At 47.1% G+C, this 2,734-nt stretch carries 4 protein-coding genes; all 4 read left to right on the plus strand.

Annotated elements, in window-relative coordinates; genetic code table 11:
• The coding region (locus tag ACYJSS_RS30625) for a hypothetical protein (RefSeq protein ID WP_459481265.1) at positions 1-253 on the plus strand (253 nt) is incomplete at its 5' end.
• Positions 250-1,041 carry a hypothetical protein gene (locus ACYJSS_RS30630; RefSeq protein ID WP_111264546.1) on the plus strand — a complete coding sequence of 264 codons (792 nt, stop codon included), beginning with the start codon at positions 250-252 and terminating at the stop codon, positions 1,039-1,041. The genes ACYJSS_RS30625 and ACYJSS_RS30630, both read left to right, overlap by 4 nt.
• Positions 1,038-1,817 (plus strand): hypothetical protein, encoded by a 780-nt coding sequence (locus ACYJSS_RS30635; RefSeq protein WP_146603084.1) that lies wholly within the window; start codon positions 1,038-1,040, stop codon positions 1,815-1,817. The genes ACYJSS_RS30630 and ACYJSS_RS30635 overlap by 4 nt, the downstream gene beginning before the upstream one ends.
• Positions 1,818-1,851: 34 nt before the next feature.
• Positions 1,852-2,667: a hypothetical protein gene (locus tag ACYJSS_RS30640; RefSeq protein ID WP_146603085.1), complete on the plus strand. Its 816-nt coding sequence runs from the start codon at positions 1,852-1,854 to the stop codon at positions 2,665-2,667.
• Positions 2,668-2,734: the final 67 nt, after the last annotated feature.

Here is a 2,734-nt window from a genome sequence, read left to right on the forward strand (position 1 = left end):
TTTCGAAAAGCAGATGCATCACCCGGCCGTGGTCGAGGCGGAAAAGCAACGCAACGAGCACTTCCTTGCCCTGCAAAGGTTGTTGCCCATGACCTTGCCGATGACCACTGAAATGGCCGGCGGAACGGAGGCGCTGCAGCGCTTCTGCTGCGACCAACCAGCGGGGTTGCCCATTGAAATCATGCGAGCACGCCCCTACGGCCAGGCGGAGCCTGCGGAAGTAGTCGCACCCAAGGAGGTACTGACACCATGAATCCACTTTCCCATGCGGTCTATGCCGTGGCCGGGCTCTGCCTACTCGCGAGTCAGGCAGGTTGCGCACAACTAATGAACCAGGATCTTTCGCCGCCTCCTGGAGGCGAAACAGTCAGCGTCAGTGTGAAAGTTCCCAAGGACTTGGTTGCTAGAAAAATGCGGGTGATGTACCGCTCGGAGAAGTGTCCGATCACCCGTTCCGATGGCAGTGGCGGGCGTTACGAGATTGATGGAGCTAAGGCTATTGAAGTCGAACCTCAACGTCAGGGAATGACCGATATATATGAAGCAAAGTTGGCTAGGGACGGCGGCGGACTATGCAAGTGGAAATTGAGTAACGTAACTTTTGGTGTGCACTATGGAAGCCCTGATAAGTTTGGTGATGGGGCTCAGGTTGGTGGTGGGGGGGGGGTTATAGTGGTGTTTGACGATAATAGGCCTCAGCAAGTATCGCTATTACACCGTCCCGAAGAGGCTTTCGGTGATCTGATGGTTGAGAATAAATACTATGTGTGGATTTATGAACAATATTTGGTGCGTGAGGAAAAGAGGGTTTTATTGTTTGATGATGGCCGTTTGTATCGAACTTATAAAGCAAAAAATGCAAAGTCGGTAGTATTTATTCCATCTCTATATAGTGGTCTTATTTATTCGTTTGGGCGGAAAGAGGGTAAGGGGAAAGGGTCTACTAGAGTTATATATCCAGATGGTTCTGAAGTTTTTGGCGGTAATACTGAGCCAAATATTAATAAGCTTAAGGAAATTGAGGCGATGAAAAAGCGATGAGCCAGTTCTCACGAATGAATCTGGCCGGCGCCGCACTATGCTTAATTGCAACCCCAGTCGGCTGTGTACAACTAATGAACCAAGATCTTTCATCGCCCCCCGGAGGCGAAACAGTCAGCGTCAGTGTGAAAGTTCCCAAGGATCTGGTAGCCAACACGATGCGAGTGATGTATCGCTCGGAGAAGTGTCCGATCACCCGTTCCGATGGCAGTGGCGAGCGTTACGAGATTGATGGAGCCAAGGCTATTGAGGTCGTACCTCAACGTCAGGGAATGACCGATATATATGAAGCAAAGTTGGCCAAGGAGGGTGGCGGTTTCTGCGAGTGGAAACTGAGCAATGTGACGTTTGGCATTCATTTCGGCAATACCGAGCAGTTTGGTGAGAAGGTTGAATTCTCTGGTGGTGGGGAGGTTATTGTAATTTTTGATAAGAATCTGCCTCAGCAACAGAGTATGTACGGTGCGCGAGATATTGATGGGGATGTATTAATTGGCGAGGACTATTTTCCATGGCTCAGAAGAATTTTCCTAGGCGGGACAAATACACTAATTGAACTGCTTGGGCGGCAAAAATTTATAACATATAGGTCGTATTCGGCTAGTAAGGTTGTGTTTGAGCCTATCTATCATGCCGATCTGCTGGTGAAAACCAATGGTGTCAAGGTTTCTGGTGGTGGGGAGCTTGCGGAGGTTATTTATCCAGATGGGAGTAGTCAGTTTACAAATTCTGGGCCGAATATAAATAGGCTCAAGAAAATTGCGGCCAGTCGTTAGATGGTTAACAGTTTTTTCTTCATTGGTAAATGTCTTGGGTTTTATGTGTTCTGGTGGGTTTTTAGTTGTGGTAAATAAACTATGTGCGTCTCTTTATTTGTTGATTGCTGTTGTTCTATTTGTCACTCAAACAGCGTGCGCACAATTAATGAACCAGGATCTTTCACCGCCCCCCGGAGGCGAAACGGTCAGCGTCAGTGTGAAAGTTCCAAAGGACTTGGCTGCCAACAGAATGCGAGTGATGTATCGCTCGGAAAAATGCCCGATTAGTCGCTCTGATGGCAGTGGTGGTCGATACGAGATCGCTGGCGCCAAGATGATCGAAATTGAGCCTCAACGACAGGGTACGACCGACATATATGAGGCCAAATTATTTAGGGATGGAGGGGGGCGCTGCGAGTGGAAACTGAGCAATGTGACTTTTGGTGTTCGCTATGAAAATACAAGTCAGTTTGGGGCGGGAGTGCACTACGGTCACGGAGGGGGGGTAATTGTTATATTTGACGGTAATTTGCCGCAAAGACAGTCTATGGATGGGGTTGTAGTGGTCGATGGTGATCTTGAGATTAAAAAAGACTATTTCCCATGGTTGGTTGAGATTTTTCTTTATCAACCAAAGGTTTCAATAAATTTATTTGGTCTGCAGGACGTATATTCTTATCGCGCGCCAAAGGCCAGTCGAATAATTTTTGCCCCAGATGTGCATTCTAAATACCTTGTCCGTACTGTTGGAGCTCAAGGAGATGAGAAAAAATCCAGATCTAAAATAATATACCCTGATGGAAAGTATACTTTCGGAGGTTTGCGTCCAAATTTTTATAGGCTAATGGAACAGGTTGGGGAAAAGTAGTTTTATATCCCACAATTTAGAAGTTATTTATATGAATTTGCAGTGTTACTTCCCGGCGCACACCAAT

It is taken from the genome of Pseudomonas sp. No.21, assembly GCF_054558415.1.